Source organism: Pseudomonas sp. LBUM1673 (genome assembly GCF_059695645.1).
The window spans coordinates 1,089,710-1,106,843 of record NZ_CP166780.1 but is presented as its reverse complement, the minus strand read 5'-3'; the positions used below and the strand labels follow the sequence as shown (position 1 = coordinate 1,106,843).

Genomic DNA, 17,134 nt, shown 5'->3' with positions numbered 1-17,134 from the left:
TTAGTCGCCTGTAAAAAATCAGAAACTTCGTGTCACAATTTGCCATTCGCCAAGAGAGCACCCCATGGACACTTTGCAAAACATGCGCGCCTTCAGTTACGTGGCCGAGGCCGGCAGCTTCACCGCCGCCGCCGTGCAACTCGACACCACCACGGCCAACGTCTCGCGCGCGGTCTCCAACCTGGAAGCCCACCTGCAAACCCGTTTGCTCAACCGCACCACCCGCCGCATCGCCCTGACCGAAGCCGGCAAGCGCTACTTATTGCGCTGCGAGCAGATCCTGGCCTATGTCGAAGAAGCCGAAGCCGAGGCCAGCGACGCCCACGCGCGCCCGGCCGGGCAACTCAAGGTGCACACCATGACCGGCATCGGTCAGCACTTCGTGATCGACGCCATCGCCCGCTACCGCAAAACTCACCCGGACGTGACCTTCGACCTGACCATGGCCAACCGCGTGCCGGATTTGCTCGACGAGGGCTACGACGTGTCCATCGTGCTCGCCAGTGAATTGCCGGATTCCGGCTTCGTCTCCCAGCGCCTGGGCATCACCTACAGCATCGTTTGCGCATCGCCCGCCTATGTAAAAGCCAACGGCTGCGCGCACAAACCCAGCGACCTGCTCAACCACGCCTGCCTGCGCCTGGTGAGCCCGGTGATCCCATTGGAAAAATGGACCTTCGACGGCCCGGAAGGCCAGGAAATGGTCACCATCAACAGCTCACCGTTTTTGGTGAACTCCGCTGACGCGATGAAAACCGCGATCACCAGTGGCATGGGGGTTGGGGTGTTGCCGGTGTATGCGGCGATTGAAGGGCTGCGTAACGGCACGCTGGTGCGGGTGATGCCGAACTACCGCTCGCAGGAACTGAATCTGTATGCGATCTACCCGTCGCGGCAGTACCTGGATGCAAAGATCAAGACGTGGGTCGAGTACTTGCGCGGGTCGTTGCCGGAGATTTTGGCGGCGCATCAGGCGGAATTGGCGGCGTATGAGTTGAGTGGGAGTTTGGGTGGGGCTCGGCTGGCGAATTGAGGTGTGTGGACTGCGGGTCAGGTAAGCAGTCCGAAGACTTTTCCGCACCAAAACACGCAAAAGCCAACGAATGAATAGGAAAAAATCTGGTCGGGAATCACAACCAATCGTCGCAGGCACAAGGGGAAGCGCTTGATGTCATCCATAGCGTATGGGTCGCTTCTCGACAGAAAGACATCGTCCTGAAAGAGCATGGTCGAGATGTGAGCCAAGCGATAATAGCGACCATAAAAACCATCCCCCATGACACGACGATTGCGACCTACGAAGTAGGACTCATTGAGGTGAGATTCGACTTCTTCAAGTCTGAGAAAACTGATGTATACACGCAGCAGTAGAAACATAAACATCAGGGCAATACAGCCCACCAAAGTGGCAATCCAGAACAATTTCAGATCGCTCATTGGGCTAGAGCAATTGTTATGCACAAAGACACGAAACCGTACCAAAGCACGAGTCCCCCCGCGCCGACCAGCGTAATCCGCATAAGGTTTGTGGGGATTTCCACCCATTTCTTTAAGCTCGCCGGCAAGATTTCAGCTTCCATAAAAGCATACGGGTCCAGCATCTGATGCTGATCGAAATTACCCGTTAATGCACCTATCAATCTGAGTCTGTTCATCCGTCCAAGCGGGCCATTGCCCGCAATGTTTCGATTGATACTCACTAGGTGAGACGCGATGAAGTGATCTTCAATCTGATCGAGCTTGAAGTAGGCGGCAAACAAAATGATGGTTTGGCTGAGGAGCATCAGCCCTCCAACAAGCATCCATAAAGTGAGCGGAATGGGATCAAGATAGGGAGAAATCACAGGTAACCCTTCATATTGATCCAAACCACAATGCCAAATCCCCATACGAGGCAAAAAGCATTGATATGGCCCGGGACAATGACCCAAGGCCGCAAGTGCTTAGGAAAATGTTTTACTTCCTCGATTGTGACTGGGTCCAATTTGCAAAAGGGCCTGATTACCAAAAGCGACCATATCAACAACAAATTTCCGGTCCTGAAGATGAGCGGTGTATTGGCGTCACCACGGTGAAACTTGACGAAGCTGGAGTGTTGAAAATGACTTTGTATCTCTTTGAGTTTGTAGGTCGCTACATACGCCAAAAATCCGTAGTTCAGAAAAAATAGCGCAAAAAGCGGAATACCGGACAAGCCAATGATCTGGTCAAGCGACATTACTTAATAACCTCATACAGCTTCTCGCCGATGTATTCACCGGTATGACCGCCACTGTCTCCCATTTGCGCCGCCAATATTGCGCTTACAACCAGCAGGCAAACCATCCCGCCCAATCCATAAGTCCCTGCGCCAATAGCTAAACAAGTGCCCTCAGCGACTGTCGCTCCAATTGCACCCGCTACGGCTCCTCCAGCTACATTCCCCAGCAGCTTCCCACCCTCCAAAAATTTGACCTCGCGACATTCCTCTTCGCGGCCGACGCGACATGTCTCGTAAACTTTCATCGCCGCCGAGCTTGCGCCCAAACCAATCGCCACATAACCACCTGCTTTTATGTACTTAGAGGCTCGCGCCACGCCATCAATATGGGTGGCATAGCCGGGCAACTGGCTGGGTGCACCGGCCTTGTTCCAATGATGAACTGTTCGACGCGTAGAAAGCCCCAACGCACGTTTAAGTTTGGGATGATCCGGGATGCCTGTGGCCTTGCGAACCAAAGGCCCCAAGCCCGCATCCAGTTTCGTCATGAGTCGCTTTCGCTTTGCAAAAAAATCGGGGGATTTCAGGTGGCCATACTGGCGGTATTGCTCCGTATGTAACCGCTCAAGTTCCTTTAAGGTGTCTTTTAGTGTTTCCAGGTGCTGGCCAACCATGAAAGATGTGACCCCCAACGACCCCGAGGCAACGCCCAGAAACGGTTCGATCACGTCATGATGCTCGACCAGAAATGCCGCTTCTTCATCGCTCAAGTCCTTCAGCGCGTCGTTCACCTTCTCCGCCGCGATCATCATTTGCGCTTCTTCGCGACGGCACATGTAATGCCGTGAGTCGCTGAAAATCACCATTTGCCCCGGTTTCACCCGCTCACCTAGATGGCGATTGAGCGAGCGGAATTCGCGGCGCAATGCGTCGCTTGGCGGTTTTTCGTACAGCGAGCGTTCCAGCGCTTCGAGGGTCATGGGGCGTTGGATGATGTGGAAGCCGGACTCAGCCGGTTTGGGCAGGGCGAAGGTGTGTTCTTCGACCAGATGTTGCGCCGGTGGTGGTTCGGGTTTGGGTTTGAAGGCGTTCCATGAAGCGCCGCCGTTATCGGGATCGATTCGTGGCGTGACCATCACCCAGTCGCCGTTGCTCACGGCGTTGATAAGTTTTTGCTGGTTGGCGGCTTGCATGTAGTTGGAGCGGTTGGCGCCGATCGCGCTTAGCAGATCGTCGAAGCCTTGCAGGTCGTCGGGGTAGCTCAGCGCCTGGCGCAGGTCGGTGGCCGCCTGATGACTGTCTAGCACCTGGCCACGCTGGCCGGCGAGTTGGTTCTGGGGGATGAGTCTGGTCACGCTCGTGTCCCGTTCCTTGAAAACCTGGGACTTTGGGGAGTGGGCTCAAGGGGGGATGCCGGGCGATTCGACTTTGCGTGTAGGGGAAGTCCGAGTTTTTTAATGGCGGCACTATGGGTGCTGCCGAAGGCTCCGATCTTTTAATCTTCCGCCGCTATCAATGACGTAAAGATCAAAAGATCGCAGCCTTCGGCAGATCCTACAGACGGGGTGAATTTTGAGGATGTTTCCGACGAGTTCTGTCGGTTGTTGGGTCGGAAGGGAAATGGGTAGGCTTTGTGGGTCGCTGGCAATTCAGCGACCGGGTCTGGAAAACCCGAAGATTAAAAGTCATGCCCCATGGCATACTGCAGCGCATTTTTTTGCTCGCAGTTCTGAGTTATGGCGGCTGTACGTGGGAGACCTTCGGGTCTGCCGGGTTTTGACCTTTTATCTCGGTTTTTCCAGTCCGCGTACAGCTGCCACCCTTTCGTCTGGAAAACGACAGATGGCAGCCCCTTAACTCAAAAGAGGTAAATGCCATGATTAAAGAAACACCAAATCCCCCTGAAACCGACGACGTTTCCCCCTACGAATCCCTCGATTCCAAAAAGCTCAACGACGCCGCTGAACGGGCGCTCAATCACTACCTCAACCCCTCCGCCCTCAAATCCCCCGTGGCCCGCAAGCCAAGCACGATGTTTATGGTTGCGCCGGATATCAAAGATGAAGACCTGTTGGCCCACACCTGCGAATCATTGGCCCAGGCCAGTGTGATGGCCAGCGATTTTGCGGGATACCTGGAAGGCCCACACCGACATACCGCGATGGCGATTCAGCAGATCGTCATGCTGGCCGAGCTGGCGGTGAACCGGATGCTCGATAACGTCGGCGTACCAAAACCCGCGCCACACAGCTGACCCGTTGTAGGAGCGAGGCTTGCCCGCGAAGGCTTTCTCACATTCAACATGGATGTCGCCTGACACGCCGTCATCGCGAGCAGGCTCGCTCCCACAGTTGAACCGTGTACATCTGCAAGAGATTGGTTGGCTGTCAGGCCGCCTTCGCGGGCAAGCCTCGCTCCTACAGTTTTGGATGGCGTTCACCCGGCAATCCGAGCACTCGCATAATGTCCGGGAAGAATGTTAGCGTGCTTGGCATTCTCCAAGCCCGACGAGCCCTCCTCCCATGAAAAAGACCGTCCTCGCCTTCAGCCGCATCACTCCACCCATGATCGAACGCCTGCAACAAGACTTCGACGTGATCGTGCCGAACCCGAAAAACGGCGACATCAACGCCCAATTCAACGAAGCCCTGCCCCACGTCCACGGCCTGATTGGCGTCGGTCGCAAACTCGGTCGCGCGCAACTGGAAGACGCCAGCAAACTGGAAGTGGTCTCCAGCGTCTCCGTTGGCTATGACAACTACGACCTCGCCTACTTCAACGAACGCGGGATCATGCTCACCAACACCCCTGACGTACTCACCGAAAGCACCGCCGACCTGGCCTTCGCCCTGCTCATGAGCAGCGCCCGCCGCGTCGCCGAGCTGGACGCCTGGACCAAGGCCGGCCAATGGCAAGCCACCGTCGGCGCGCCGTTCTTCGGTAGCGATGTGCATGGCAAAACCTTAGGCATCGTCGGCATGGGCAACATCGGCGCGGCCATCGCCCGTCGTGGTCGGCTGGGCTTCAACATGCCGATTATCTACAGCGGCAACAGCCGCAAGACCGAACTTGAACAGGAACTCGGCGCACAGTTGCGCAGCCTGGACCAACTGTTGGCCGAAGCCGATTTCGTCTGCCTGGTGGTGCCCCTCAGCGAAAAAACCAGGCACCTGATCAGCCACCGCGAACTGGCGCTGATGAAACCGAGCGCCATTCTGGTGAATATCGCGCGAGGCCCGGTGGTGGACGAACCGGCCCTGATTGAAGCGCTGCAAAACAACCGTATTCGCGGCGCCGGGCTGGACGTCTACGAGAAAGAACCGCTGGCCGAGTCGCCGCTGTTCCAGCTGAAAAACGCGGTGACATTGCCCCACATCGGTTCAGCGACTCACGATACCCGTGAAGCCATGGCCAACCGCGCCTTGGCCAACTTGCGCAGCGCCTTGCTGGGTGAGCGGCCGCAGGATCTGGTGAACCCGCAAGTGTGGAAAGGCTGATCAAAACGGGCAGGCGTTTAAACGCCTGCCCGCTACTTACACACTTTGCAATTCAGTCCGTCGTCGAAAAAATGATACGCACTATAGACTCTTCACTACTTATCCCATTGCGGAATTTAGTCATGGAGAACACTCGCGTTGAATTCACTAACAACCAACCAAGTCATTAGACACAGCAAAGTAATACTGATGGCTTTCGTCAGTTTTTTCGGGCTGCTGGTGATGTACAGCAACATCACCGACTACTCATCAAACCATGAGTACATCAGCCACATCCTGAGCATGGATACCACCCGCGAAAATTTGAACATCCGCTACCGGGCAATCACCTCGCCAATGATCCACCATCGTATCTACTGGGTCAGTATTACCCTGGAAGTGATGTATACCGTTTATTTCTTGATGGGCACCTATCACCTCTATAGAAACATCAATGCTTCAGTTGAAGACTTTCATGAGGCAAAAAAATTTTCGATCATTGGTTTATTGATTGCCATATTTGTCTACTACGTATGCATACAAGTGGTCGGTGTTGAATGGTTCGACATGGATGAATCACAAATATGGAATGCCAAGGACTGGGCACGGCACATTGTTGATTTCATCTTGCCGCTATTGATTTATATGACACTGAAGGTCGAGCGCTAGTAGTGACTGCACTCGACCTCCATATTGTTTACGCCAGTTTGCCGTTCCCCTGCACCATCGGTGCCTTGGGTTTACGAAACACCAACACGTTACCCAGCATCACCAGCACCAACCCCATCAGTGCCGGCGCGGTCCATTGATAACCCTCGGCAAACGCCGACACATTCAGCGCCACCACCGGGAACAACACGGTGCAATACGCCGCCCGCTCCGGCCCCATGCGCCCGACCAGCGTCAGGTAGGCGGTGAAACCGATCACCGAGCCCGGAATCACCAGGTACAGCAATGACCCGATGTAGCGGGCATTCCACTCCATGTCGAACGGGATGCCTTTGACCAGGCACCACACCGACAACATCGCCGCGCCGTAAGCCATGCCCCAGGCATTGGTGGTCAGGGGTTTCAGGCCAGCCTTCTGTTGCAGACTCGACAGCATGTTGCCCGCCGAGAAACACAAGGTTCCGAGCAACGCCAGCGCCAACCCGAGCAAGGTTTCCGGGCTGGCGGTACGACCGGCCAGTTCGGGCCAGAACAACAGGCCAAGTCCGAGCAAGCCCAACGCGCCGCCCATCAGCACGTTACGGGCAATTTTCTGGCCGAAGAACACCCGCGCATTGAAGGCGTTCCACAAGGTGGCGGTGGAAAACACCACGGCCACCAGACCGCTGGGGATCCATTGGCTGGCGGTGAGGAAGCACATGAAGTTGATGCAAAACAGGCACAAACCCTGCGCCAGGCAAATCAGATGCCCGCGACGGTTCATCACTTGCAGGCGCCGGCTGAGCAGCAACAGCGCGAACAGCACCAACGCGGCGAGGCCAAAGCGGTAAACGATCGACACCGGGATGGCTACCACGCCCAGTTGCCATTTCAAGGCAATCCAGGTGGTGCCCCAGATCAGCACGGTCAATAAATACAACGAAAGGTTCATGGCGACAGCTCCGGGATGGGCAATGCTGTTCACTTTGTGGCGAGCGAGCTTGCTCGCGCCGGGCTGCGTAGCGGCCCCAAATCCTGGCAAATTTCGCCAGTTTTGTGAGCGCTGCGCACTCAAGCGCGAGCATGCTCCCTCGCCACAGTGCATTGCCTGATTAGGGATCCAGTGTGCTGCGCCAATCGTGGGCGCACTTGCATAAACTTGCGCTTTTGTCGTGGCAGAGGCTGGCAGGCCAACGTCTACGGAGTAGGATGCAAGGCGTTGAAGAGAACCGATCATGGCCGCACTGGAAACCTTACAAGTCTTTCAAGCGCTTAACCGCTCGCCCAATGCTCGCCTGGAGCACAGCGCCGAGCTCGGTGACGGCATGGCTGCAGCCTTGTGGAACAACCACCACGACGCCCAGGACTACGAAGCGCCGAGTCATCACACCCTGTCGTGCTACATCGCCGGCGGCACTGGCACCTTTCGCCGCGACCAGCCCGGCACCAAGGGCAGCCCGGACAAGCTGTGCATTCTGCCGGCCGACCATCAGTCCGGCTGGGTGATCAACGGCGACATTCGCCTGGCCCACCTGTATTTCAGCGCTGAACAATTTGCCCTTGGCTGCGTCACGCTATTGGATCGCGAACCCCGGGAATTGCAGTTGCGCGAGCGCACGTTCCTCGAAGACCCGCAGCAGGCCCGGCGCTTTCGGCAGCTGATCGCCCTCAACTGGGACGAACCGGGCGAACGCCTGCTCACCAGCAGCCTGGCCCACGAGATGCTCAGCCACACGCTGCTCAGCCAGGTCGGCATGCGTCAGGGTTTGCGCCTCAAGGGTGGGTTGGCGACGCATCAGCGGCGGCAGTTGGTGGAGTTCATCGATCATCAGTTGGCCGAGGCGATCAGCCTCGGGCAGTTGGCGGGGTTGTGTGCGCTGTCGGAATATCACTTTGCGCGGATGTTTCGTGAGAGCTTCGGTTTGCCACCGCATCAGTATGTGTTGGCCCGGCGACTGAGCCGGGCGCGGGCGTTGTTACGCGGGACGTCGCAGCCGTTGGGGGAGATTGCGTTGGCGTGTGGGTTTGCCAGTGCGAGCCATTTCACCAACCGGTTTCGCCTGGCTTTGGGTGGGACGCCTGGCGAGTATCGGCAGGCGTTTTTGCGGTAGTGATGAGATGTTCGATGTCTGGGATGCCGCCTTCGCGAGCAAGCCCGCTCCCACAGAGGATTTGTGAACGACACAGATCCAATGTGGGAGCGGGCTTGCTCGCGAAGAACGATGACGCGGTCTCTGGTCAGAACTCCAGGGTGCTGGAAAGCGACACCTGCCGCGAATCCCCCATCGACACAAAGAACCGGCTCGCCGCCGAGGTGTAGTAGGTGCGGTCAAACAGGTTTTTCACGTTGAGTTGGAACTTGACCTTCTGCCCTTCGACCTTGGTGTCGTAGGTGGCGAACGCATCAGCCACGGTGTAGCTCGGCAGGTCGAAATCGTTCACCGCGTTACCCGCTCGCTCACCGACATAACGCGCACCCGCACCGACTCGCAGCTGATCGCCACCCACAATGCTGCCGAAGTCGTACACCGCCGACAGCGAGCCGGTGTTCTTGGCGACGTTTTGCAGTTTTTTACCTTTGTAGTCCGGGTCTTCGGTGACCTCGGCATCGGTGTAGGCATAGCTGCCGATCATGCTCCAGCGGTCACTGAGCTGGCCGGTCAAATCCACTTCCAGTCCACGGGAACGCACTTCGCCGGCAGCGCTGTAGATCGTCACTGGCCCCTCGGAGTTGGCCACCAGCACGTTGCGTTTCTTGATGTCGAACAGTGCGACGTTACCGGTCACGCGCCCCGGAATATCGAGCTTGGCGCCGATTTCCCAGGACTTGGCTTCTTCCGGTGCAACGCTGCCGTCGAGCACGGTGCTGCTGCCGCTCAGCGGCGCGATGGTCGAGTTGGGTTTGAAGGATTCGGTGTAGCTGCCGTAGAACGAAAGCGCGTCGGTGTAGCGGTACACCAGCCCGGCGCGCGGTACCCATTTCTGGCCGTTGCTGTCGGTATTGGCCTTGAACGGCACGCCTTTGCCGGCGTACTGGTCGTATTCCTGGAAACGCCCGCCGGCCACCAGAATCCACTGGTCGGTGAGGTGGATCGAGTCCTGCAAAAATAGCGAATCGCTGCGCAGTTCATCAGTCTGGGCACTGTCGGCCGGGCTGACGGTGGTGCCCACTACTTCGCGGCCATACACCGGGTTGACGTAGCTGAAGGTGCTCAGGCTTTTCTGGCGGATCAGGTCTTCGCGGTAGATTTTGCGGTATTCGTCATCGACGCCGAACACCAGGTCGTGCCGCATACCCAGCGCATCGACTTTGCCTTCAAGGCTGGCGGTGGTGAAACGGTCGGTACTGATGGCGTTCTGAGTGCCGTCCATGCTGCGGGTCAGCGTGCCTTTGTTGGTGTCGATGGCGGTGACGCGTACCTGACTGGCGTCATAGGTTTCGCGGTTCCAGCTGTAGCCGAAGTGGGCCTTCCAGTTGTCGTTGAGTTCGTGATCGGCCTCGAAGTGATACAGGTCCGAACGACCTTCCATGTTGTTGAACGGCTCGTCGAGGCGCTCATTGCGCGAGATGTCCAACGGGTGGTTGGTGCGAGGATCGATCACGGTGCCACGGTCGAACGGGGTCAGAAATTCCCGGTGTTCATAGGAGAACAGCAGTTTGGTGCTTTCACCGAACCAGGCCAGGGACGGCGCCACCAGCGTCTCGCGGTGGGTGCCGAAGTTGCGCCAGTAATCTTCGTCTTCGTGGTCCAGAACCATGCGATAGGCCAGCCCGGAATCACCGAGGGCGCCGGTGCTGTCGAAGGCGCCACCACTGCCATTCTTGCCATCGCCGTAGGTCGAGCCGCGCAGAGTCAGCGCGTTGTATTGCTCAAGCTCGGGCTTCTTGCTGACCATGTTCACCACACCGCCCGGGTCCTGAATACCGTAGAGCAATGAGGCCGGGCCTTTAAGCACTTCGACCCGCTCGACGGTGGCATTCAGGCCACGACCCTGGATCACCGGCATGCCGTCGCGCATGATCGAGCCGTTGCGGTTGTCGCCAAAGCCGCGGGTCATCACCGAATCCTGGGTGCTCGCCAGCGTGTTGCCCTGGGTGATGCCGCTGACGTTGGCCAGCGCATCATCCAGATTGCGCGGCGCCTGATCGCGAATGACCTGGGCCGGGATCACGTTCACGGTCTGGGGAATTTCCTGGAGCAAGGCCGACGAGCGCATCACCGAGCTGGTGGGCGGCGGCTGATAACTCATGGATTGATCCGCCACCGACGTGATGGTGGTCGCACTCAGGTTCAACGTGCCTTCGGTGGGCACGGGTTCCAGTGCCAGGGTGTGGGCATCGGTGCGGCGGAAGGTGAAGCCCGAACCGCTGAGCAAACGCTGCAGCGCCTGCTCGACGCCCATCTGCCCGCTGACCGCTGGAGCGGTAATGCCGTAAGGCGCTTCGTCGGTGTAGACCACGCTGATGCCGGTGATCCGGCTGAAGTCGCTCAGGGCCTGGGGCAGCGGTTTGGCGGCCATTGCAAAGTTGAACTGCGTGCGCTGCTGGTTACTGCTGGCCTCAGCCGCCAATGCCACGCTCAACGGCAGCAATGCCAACGCTGAGATGCTTAATGCAGACGCACCGAACCATTGTTTGACCGAACCCGATTTTGCCCTGGACTTCATTGCTCATGACCTGTGTAGAACCGCTACGGATGCGAATGACTCGCAGTTTCAGTCACTACACGGATGGCGATCGGGTTTACCTCACCAGAAAGTTGAAAATATTTTTATTGGAGTGATGGGGTGTTTGATCTGGCGCCTTCGCGGGCAAGCCTCGCTCCTACAGGAGCAAGCAATCCAATGTAGGGGCGAGGCTTGCCCGCGAAGGGGCCAGACGCTTCAACGCAAAATAATCAACTGCCCCATGACGGTGTGCTGCTCAAACCCCATCACCCCCCGCAACGAACTCAACACCGCCTGCGGATCCTTGCTCGGAAAACTGCCACTGACCCGCCGCGCCGCCAGTTCCTCATTGAGCAACACAATGCGCCCCGGGTAATAACGCCGCAGATCCTGCACCACATCGGCCAGTGTCGCCTTGTAGTAATTGAGCCACCCCTGACGCCAGGCCAACTGCGCTTCGCTGTCGACGGTGTGGAGTTTTTCCGCCGAGCCGTCGCCATAAGCGACTTGCTGGCCGGCGCCCAGAATTTGCTGCGCGGCGTTGTTGTCCGCCGTTACCCCGACCCGCCCCGATAACACCGTGACCTGCGCGCCATGGGGTTGCAAGCGCACTTCGAACTGCGTGCCCAGCACTCGCGTCTGACCCTTTTCAGCGTCGACCACAAACGGCTCGCCGGTATGCGTCACGCTGAAAAACCCGGCCCCGCGCCGTAACTGAACGTGCCGCTCGCCGCGACTGAAATCCACCGCGATGGCGCTGTCGGCATCGAGGGTGACTTGCGACTGATCCGCCAGGGTGATGGTGCGAATTTCTCCCGGTGCCGAGACATAGTCCGCGCCCAAATCATCGACCCAGCGCGACGGCTGCCAGCCCGCCCCCAGGCTGATCATCAGCACCAGACACGCTGCCATGGCCAAGGCGCCGGACCAACGCCGAACGCTGGTACGGCGCGAACGATTCATCGCATTGAGGTAACCCTGCAAGGCAAAAGCGTCTTCATCGGCCAGGGTCCGCGCCGGGCCTTCGCTCAACTCCCACACCACTTGCGCCTGGGCATAGGCCTCGGCGTGGGCGGGATCGGCCTGTAGCCAGCGACTGAACGTGAGCTGATCGCCGCTGCCGGGCTGGTCGTGCAACAGACTCAGCCAGGCGAAGGCGGCTTGTTCTTGAGCGGGTGTCGGCGTGGCGCGTTCGGTGTGGTTCACGGTGCTTTCCCTGGCGTGCGCGGTTCGGGCTCCCGCAGGCTGGCCTTGCAAGCCTCGAGGGCGCGCATCATATGTTTTTCCACGGCGCTTTGGGACAGGCCCATGGCCTTGGCGATCTCGGCGTACTTGCGGCCATGGATGCGGTTGAGCAGAAAGATCTGCCGCGTGCGCTCGGGCAATGCCCGCAACGCCGCTTCGACGTGACGCAGATCGTTGCCCGCCTCCAGCGCCGCTTGCGGCTCGCTGCCCTGACTGTCCGGTTGCTCCGGCATCCAGCCTTCGCTGACCCGCACCCGCGCACCTTCACTGCGCAGATGGTCGATGGCGATGTTGCCAGCGCAGCGCAACAGGTAAGTACTGAGCTCTTCGACCTGCACCAGCGGCCGGCGCCAGAAACGCAGGAACAAGTCCTGCACCAGATCCGCCGCCGTCGCCCGACAGCCGACACGACGGCTCACCAGCGCTTCCATCTGCGAACGCTGGGACAGAAACACTTGAAGAAAATGCGCACGGGCGCCGCGATGTTCATCGTGCTCGGCGTCATGGGATTCGGGAGGGCTGGTGATCATCGGGTCAGAGAAAACCGGGTACGGCCTCGTGAATGCCACGGGACCAACAAGTCAGCAATATTAATGATAAATATTCTCATACGCAAAAGAGTCCGATGAGATAACCGCCAACAGCCAATTGCCGGATGCAGGTCCGCGCCCCTACAATGCGAACAATTCTTGTTCTCTAATGTATCAACATGCGTCCGGAGCGGTTCCGTTGTCGTCAGCCACTACCGTCGAAGTCCTTTATCACACCCATCACAACTGGCTCACCGGTTGGTTGCGGTGCAAGCTCGGCTGCCCTGACAGCGCCGCGGATCTGGCTCAGGACACGTTCATGCGAGTGCTGACGGCACGGGAAACGCCGCCGATCATCGAACCGCGGGCGTTCCTCACCACCATCGCCAAGCGCGTAATGTTCAATCATTACCGCCGTCAGGATCTGGAGCGCGCCTACCTCGACGCACTGGCCCAGATGCCGGAAATCGTCGCACCGTCGGAGGAAGACCGGGCGATCATTGTGCAAACCCTGATGGAGCTCGACCAGTTGCTCGATGGCTTGCCGCGCTTGGTCAAACGCGCCTTTTTGCTGGCTCAACTCGATGGTTTGACGTATCCACAGATTGCCGCCGAACTGGGCATTTCCATCGCCACGGTCAAACGCCACCTGAACAAAGCGGCGATGCGCTGCTACTTCGCACGATGAACAGCCCTGGGGATTTTTCCTCTCAAGTCGCCGAGCAGGCCGTGCGCTGGTGGATGGAAATCCAGCAAGGGCCGTTGAGCCCGCGCCAGCAAATCGCCTGGCAGCAATGGCTCGACGCCCATGGCGAACATCGACGGGCCTGGGAACATATTCAGCGGGTCAATCAACGCTTGCGGGGATTGTCCTCACCGCTGGCCCACGCCGCCCTCAACGCGCCGGAGTCCGCCGGCCGTCGTCAGGCGTTGAAACTGTTGCTGATTCTCGGCGCGGGTTGCGCGGTCACCTGGGGCCTGCGCGAGCACAATCCATTGACGCCATTGCTGGCCGACTACCGCAGCTCGATCGGCCAGCGACGCAAAGTGCCACTCGGCGGTGACAGCCAAGTGCAGCTCAACACTGCCAGTGCGGTCGATGTGCGGGTCGAAGGTCAGCAACGGCTGATCCGCTTGCTCGAAGGCGAGATACTGCTGACCGCCGCCCAAGCGTTTCAAGTACAGACCGCACAAGGCCTGTTGAAAACCCAAGGTGGCCGGCTGAACGTGCGGCAGTTTTCCGATCACACTCATGTGGCGGTATTCGAAGGCAGCGTCGAATTGACGCCCGATGGCGGCGCACCGCTGATGCTGCAAACCGCCCGGCAGTTGAGCTTCGGTGCTCGCGGCATCGGCAATTCCCTGCCATTGGACGCCAACAGTGGCGCCTGGGCCGACGGCATGCTGGTGGCCGCGCATATGCGCCTGGGGGATTTTCTCGACGAACTCGGTCGCTATCGCCGCGGGCAGCTCAATTGCGCCGCGAATGTCGCCGATCTGTTGATCTCCGGCACGTACCCACTGGACGACAGCGAGCGGATTCTTGATTTTCTGGAAATCAGTTTGCCGGTGAAGGTGAGGCGTTTTACGCGGTATTGGGTGACCGTTGAGGCACGAGCCTGAATCTTGATCAACACACATAACCTGTGGCGAGGGAGCTTGCTCCCGCTCCGCTGCGAAGCAGTTGTAACCCGATGCACGCAATCTTTATGAAAGACCGCAGCGGCAAGTTTGGGGGCTGCTTCGCAACCCAGCGGGAGCAAGCTCCCTCGCCACAAAAGCCAATCTGCGTCACCCCAGAAAAAATATTCATCCAGCGTGAGCCGTTTTTCAGATCTGGCGTGACAGAGAAGGAAAGCCCCCTTGATTCAACCTTCTCAGGACCCTCCATGCAATCCACCCGTCTTATCCCGCTGGCCCCACTCGCCCGCACTGCGCGCCAACTCTTGCTGGGCGCCAGCCTGAGCTTCGGCGCCCTGCCTCTGGTGCATGCCGCTGACGCCAGGCCGTACCAAATCGCGCCGTCCTCGCTGGAGAACGCCCTCAACCAGTTTGGCCGTGAAGCCGGTGTGCTGATTTCCTTTGGCTCGCAAGTCACCAGCGGTATCCAGAGCCGAGGCCTGGAAGGCAATTACACCCCCTCGCAGGGCTTGAACGCCTTGCTCGAAGGCACCGGCCTGCAAGCCCGCGCCGAGGGCAATAATGCCTTCAGCCTGCAACCAGTGGGCGATGCCGCGCTGGAGCTGGACACCTCGAAAGTGGTCGGCGACTGGCTCGGGGATGCGGCGCAGACCAACGTCTTCGAACACCCCGGCGCTCGCGACGTGATCCGTCGCGAGGAGTTCGAACGCCAGGGCGCGACTCAGGCCAGGGACGTGCTCAACCGCATTCCGGGGGGCAACGCACCAGACAACAACGGCACCGGCAGCCATGACATGGCGCTGAACTTCGGCATTCGCGGGCTCAATCCTCGGCTGGCCTCGCGCTCCACGGTGTTGATGGACGGCATTCCGGTGCCTTTTGCACCGTATGGCCAGCCGCAGCTTTCGTTCGCGCCGATCAGCATGGGCAACATGGACGCAGTCGACGTGGTGCGCGGCGGCGGTGCGGTGCGCTACGGTCCGCAGAACGTCGGCGGTGTGGTCAACTTCGTGACCCGGGCGATTCCTGATGAGCCAACAGTCAAGGGCGGCTTCCAGACCGAAACCAGTCCGTCGTCCAGCCACGACGGCTTCAAAACCACCGGCAACCTGCTGGCCGGCGGCACGGCCGATAACGGTCTGGGCGGCGCGATTCTGTACTCGGGCACCCGCGGCGGTGACTGGCGCGAACACAGCGACACCGAAATCGACGACCTGATCCTCAAGGGCAAATATCAGCTCGACGAGGCCAACAGCTTCAACGCCATGGCCCAATACTACGAAGGCAAGGCGGACATGCCCGGCGGGCTGAACGTCGCCGATTACGATGCCGACCCGTACCAGTCGACCCGCCCGAAAGACCAGTTCTGGGGCCGCCGCACGATGTTCAACGTCGGCTATCGCTATCAGGAAGATCGCCGCGAGTTCACTGCCAACACCTTCTTTACCAAAACCCTGCGCAGCGGTTATCTGGACCAGGGCACGTTCCTCTCGCTATCGCCCCGCGAGTATTGGGTACGCGGTCTGGAAACCCGTTTCGCCCAGGGCTTCGATCTCGGCCAGGCCAGCCATGAAGTCGGCGTCGGCTATCGCTATATCAATGAGGCCGGCCACGAACTGCGCTATCGCACGCCGATCGCCAGTAACGAATACCCGACCACCAACAGCCGCAACGACCGCGATACCCGTGGCGGCACCGAGGCCAATGCGTTCTTCGTCGATGACCGGATCGATATCGGCAAGTGGACGATCACGCCAGGCATCCGCTACGAGATGATCGAGTCGCAGCAGACCAACAACCTGACCAACGTGAAGTACAAAGGCGACTACAACACCGCCCTGCCAGCGTTGAACGTGCTTTATCACCTGACCGACAGCTGGAACCTCTACGCCAACACCGAAGGCTCGTTCGGCAGCGTGCAGTACAGCCAGATGCCTAACCGGGTGACCAGCGGCGAAGTCAAACCGGAGAAGGCCCGCACCTGGGAGCTGGGGACCCGTTACGACAACGGCGCGTTACGCGCAGAGATTGGCGCGTTCCTGATCAACTTCGACAACCAGTATGAAAGCAATCAAACCAACGACTCGGTGATCGCCCGTGGCGAAACACGTCATCAAGGCATCGAAACCAGCGTCAACTACGCCCTCGACGACTTGAGCCCGGCCCTGGCCGGTTTCGATGTGTACGCCACTTATGCCTACGTTGACGCGACCATCCGCGAAGACGGGCCGAACAAAGGCAATCGCGTACCGTTCTCCTCGAAACATAAAGGCACGGTCGGAGTCGGTTATACCGAAGGCGCGTGGAAACTGAACCTGGACAGCAGCTACCAGAGCGACCAGTTCGCCGACAACGCCAACACTTCGGCCGAGAGCGCTGATGGCAGTACCGGCAGGATCCCGGGTTACATGCTGTTCAGCAGCCGCGCGGCGTACGATTTCGGGCCGAAACTGTCGGACCTGAATATGGCGGTGGGGGTGAAGAACATCTTCAATCACCAGTACTTCACCCGCTCGTTCGATGACAACAACAAGGGCAAGTACGTGGGGGAACCACGGACGGTGTATGTGCAGACGTCTGTCGCGTTTTGATGACTGACCCCGGGGCTGAGATCGGATACTTTGTGGCGAGGGAGCTTGCTCCCGCTCGGCTGCGAAGCAGTCGTAAAACCTGCTGACGAGATTTGCCTGACACACCGCACTGGATGGTTTTGGGGGCCGCTTCGC

General features: G+C 58.9%; 16 protein-coding genes. 8 read left to right on the top strand and 8 right to left on the bottom strand.

The genetic code is table 11. The features are described 5' to 3' along the window. The first annotated feature begins 64 nt into the window (after window positions 1-64). Window positions 65-1,033, top strand: a complete 969-nt coding sequence (locus ACA044_RS04900; RefSeq protein WP_447788420.1) for a LysR family transcriptional regulator — start codon at window positions 65-67, stop codon at window positions 1,031-1,033. A 17-nt stretch (window positions 1,034-1,050) separates the two neighbouring features. Here ACA044_RS04900 and ACA044_RS04895 read toward each other — a convergent pair whose 3' ends face one another. Genes ACA044_RS04895 through ACA044_RS04880 form a run of 4 tightly spaced genes read right to left on the bottom strand, consistent with a single transcriptional unit; the run spans window position 1,051 to window position 3,555 of the window. Further along, the gene (locus ACA044_RS04895) at window positions 1,051-1,437 is read right to left on the bottom strand and encodes a hypothetical protein (protein WP_497445391.1); all 387 of its coding nucleotides are present in this window, start codon (window positions 1,435-1,437) and stop codon (window positions 1,051-1,053) included. Continuing rightward, entirely contained in the window at window positions 1,434-1,868 is a 435-nt protein-coding gene (locus tag ACA044_RS04890) for a hypothetical protein (RefSeq protein ID WP_497445390.1), read from the bottom strand. The genes ACA044_RS04895 and ACA044_RS04890 overlap by 4 nt, the downstream gene beginning before the upstream one ends. Further along, window positions 1,841-2,218 carry a hypothetical protein gene (locus ACA044_RS04885; RefSeq protein ID WP_497445389.1) on the bottom strand — a complete coding sequence of 126 codons (378 nt, stop codon included), beginning with the start codon at window positions 2,216-2,218 and terminating at the stop codon, window positions 1,841-1,843. Before ACA044_RS04885 ends, ACA044_RS04890 begins: the two co-directional genes overlap by 28 nt. Next, window positions 2,218-3,555 (bottom strand): hypothetical protein, encoded by a 1,338-nt coding sequence (locus tag ACA044_RS04880; protein ID WP_497445388.1) that lies wholly within the window; start codon window positions 3,553-3,555, stop codon window positions 2,218-2,220. The genes ACA044_RS04885 and ACA044_RS04880 overlap by 1 nt, the downstream gene beginning before the upstream one ends. A gap of 521 nt (window positions 3,556-4,076) precedes the next feature. Between ACA044_RS04880 and ACA044_RS04875 the strand changes: the two genes are divergently transcribed. The 3 genes from ACA044_RS04875 to ACA044_RS04865 all read left to right on the top strand — a co-directional run bounded on the left by ACA044_RS04875 (window position 4,077) and on the right by ACA044_RS04865 (window position 6,345). After that, complete coding sequence (locus ACA044_RS04875) at window positions 4,077-4,454, top strand: DUF6124 family protein (RefSeq protein WP_497445387.1); 378 nt, start codon at window positions 4,077-4,079, stop codon at window positions 4,452-4,454. Between the two features lie 268 nt (window positions 4,455-4,722). After that, window positions 4,723-5,697, top strand: a complete 975-nt coding sequence (locus ACA044_RS04870; RefSeq protein WP_497445386.1) for a 2-hydroxyacid dehydrogenase — start codon at window positions 4,723-4,725, stop codon at window positions 5,695-5,697. Between the two features lie 138 nt (window positions 5,698-5,835). After that, entirely contained in the window at window positions 5,836-6,345 is a 510-nt protein-coding gene (locus tag ACA044_RS04865) for a DUF2165 family protein (RefSeq protein WP_497445385.1), read from the top strand. A 28-nt stretch (window positions 6,346-6,373) separates the two neighbouring features. Here ACA044_RS04865 and ACA044_RS04860 read toward each other — a convergent pair whose 3' ends face one another. Beyond that, window positions 6,374-7,276, bottom strand: coding sequence for a DMT family transporter (locus ACA044_RS04860; protein ID WP_497445384.1), 903 nt, complete (start codon window positions 7,274-7,276; stop codon window positions 6,374-6,376). A gap of 283 nt (window positions 7,277-7,559) precedes the next feature. On the opposite strand from ACA044_RS04860, the gene ACA044_RS04855 reads away from it, so the two are divergent. Beyond that, window positions 7,560-8,435, top strand: a complete 876-nt coding sequence (locus ACA044_RS04855; protein WP_497445383.1) for a helix-turn-helix domain-containing protein — start codon at window positions 7,560-7,562, stop codon at window positions 8,433-8,435. Window positions 8,436-8,562: 127 nt separating this feature from the next. Here the strand turns inward: ACA044_RS04855 and ACA044_RS04850 are convergent, their stop codons facing one another. The 3 genes from ACA044_RS04850 to ACA044_RS04840 form a co-directional block, all read right to left on the bottom strand. After that, complete coding sequence (locus ACA044_RS04850) at window positions 8,563-10,992, bottom strand: TonB-dependent siderophore receptor (protein WP_497445382.1); 2,430 nt, start codon at window positions 10,990-10,992, stop codon at window positions 8,563-8,565. A gap of 216 nt (window positions 10,993-11,208) precedes the next feature. Continuing rightward, entirely contained in the window at window positions 11,209-12,198 is a 990-nt protein-coding gene (locus ACA044_RS04845; protein ID WP_497445381.1) for a FecR family protein, read from the bottom strand. Beyond that, window positions 12,195-12,767 (bottom strand): RNA polymerase sigma factor, encoded by a 573-nt coding sequence (locus tag ACA044_RS04840; RefSeq protein WP_497445380.1) that lies wholly within the window; start codon window positions 12,765-12,767, stop codon window positions 12,195-12,197. Before ACA044_RS04840 ends, ACA044_RS04845 begins: the two co-directional genes overlap by 4 nt. 199 nt (window positions 12,768-12,966) lie before the next feature. On the opposite strand from ACA044_RS04840, the gene ACA044_RS04835 reads away from it, so the two are divergent. The 3 genes from ACA044_RS04835 (at window position 12,967) to fecA (ending at window position 16,999) form a co-directional block, all read left to right on the top strand. After that, window positions 12,967-13,455, top strand: a complete 489-nt coding sequence (locus tag ACA044_RS04835; protein ID WP_497445379.1) for a sigma-70 family RNA polymerase sigma factor — start codon at window positions 12,967-12,969, stop codon at window positions 13,453-13,455. Further along, on the top strand, window positions 13,452-14,390 hold the full coding sequence (locus ACA044_RS04830; protein ID WP_497445378.1) for a FecR domain-containing protein: 939 nt from the start codon (window positions 13,452-13,454) through the stop codon (window positions 14,388-14,390). Before ACA044_RS04835 ends, ACA044_RS04830 begins: the two co-directional genes overlap by 4 nt. A gap of 266 nt (window positions 14,391-14,656) precedes the next feature. After that, the gene (fecA, locus tag ACA044_RS04825; protein ID WP_497445377.1) at window positions 14,657-16,999 is read left to right on the top strand and encodes a TonB-dependent Fe(3+) dicitrate receptor FecA; all 2,343 of its coding nucleotides are present in this window, start codon (window positions 14,657-14,659) and stop codon (window positions 16,997-16,999) included. The last annotated feature ends 135 nt before the right edge of the window (window positions 17,000-17,134 follow it).

Excerpts from the sequence above, each read along its gene's own strand:
- ACA044_RS04900 (WP_447788420.1), top strand. The coding sequence starts at position 65 with ATGGACACTTTGCAAAACATGCGCGCCTTCAGTTACGTGGCCGAGGCC.
- ACA044_RS04895 (WP_497445391.1), bottom strand. The coding sequence starts at position 1,437 with ATGAGCGATCTGAAATTGTTCTGGATTGCCACTTTGGTGGGCTGTATT.
- ACA044_RS04885 (WP_497445389.1), bottom strand. The coding sequence starts at position 2,218 with ATGTCGCTTGACCAGATCATTGGCTTGTCCGGTATTCCGCTTTTTGCG.
- ACA044_RS04875 (WP_497445387.1), top strand. The coding sequence starts at position 4,077 with ATGATTAAAGAAACACCAAATCCCCCTGAAACCGACGACGTTTCCCCC.
- ACA044_RS04870 (WP_497445386.1), top strand. The coding sequence starts at position 4,723 with ATGAAAAAGACCGTCCTCGCCTTCAGCCGCATCACTCCACCCATGATC.
- ACA044_RS04860 (WP_497445384.1), bottom strand. The coding sequence starts at position 7,276 with ATGAACCTTTCGTTGTATTTATTGACCGTGCTGATCTGGGGCACCACC.
- ACA044_RS04855 (WP_497445383.1), top strand. The coding sequence starts at position 7,560 with ATGGCCGCACTGGAAACCTTACAAGTCTTTCAAGCGCTTAACCGCTCG.
- ACA044_RS04850 (WP_497445382.1), bottom strand. The coding sequence starts at position 10,992 with ATGAAGTCCAGGGCAAAATCGGGTTCGGTCAAACAATGGTTCGGTGCG.
- ACA044_RS04840 (WP_497445380.1), bottom strand. The coding sequence starts at position 12,767 with ATGATCACCAGCCCTCCCGAATCCCATGACGCCGAGCACGATGAACAT.
- ACA044_RS04830 (WP_497445378.1), top strand. The coding sequence starts at position 13,452 with ATGAACAGCCCTGGGGATTTTTCCTCTCAAGTCGCCGAGCAGGCCGTG.
- fecA (WP_497445377.1), top strand. The coding sequence starts at position 14,657 with ATGCAATCCACCCGTCTTATCCCGCTGGCCCCACTCGCCCGCACTGCG.